This is a genomic window from Bradyrhizobium sp. 23AC, from assembly GCF_054863025.1.
In genome coordinates, this window is record NZ_JAVAYN010000189.1 from 1 (window position 1) to 265 (window position 265).

Annotated in this window: 1 protein-coding gene; it reads left to right on the top strand. The window is 46.0% G+C overall.

What is annotated here, in order from left to right:
* A partial coding sequence (locus tag RAD10_RS42050) for a pyrimidine/purine nucleotide monophosphate nucleosidase domain-containing protein (protein ID WP_461622043.1) occupies positions 1-265 on the top strand: 265 nt, incomplete at both ends.

Below are 265 nucleotides of genomic sequence, written 5' to 3' on the forward strand. Positions count from 1 at the left end.
CACTGGTTCGTCAGCATCGAAAAGATCACGACGATGCTTACAGTTATAACTGGTCCTTAAAAATTGAACCTGAATTCCAACTGCCCTTTGATCCGACTCATGACAGTATGGCGAGCTTGGATTTACATCTCAATCAGCGTCCCGAGGTACTCGCTTCCAACTTACGCAAAGCCTTTTCTGGTATTGTTGCTGGTAATGTCAAAGCAGAAGGGATCCGCGAGATTGAACGCAAAGGGCCATTTACTCTACATGGCGAACCTGCATT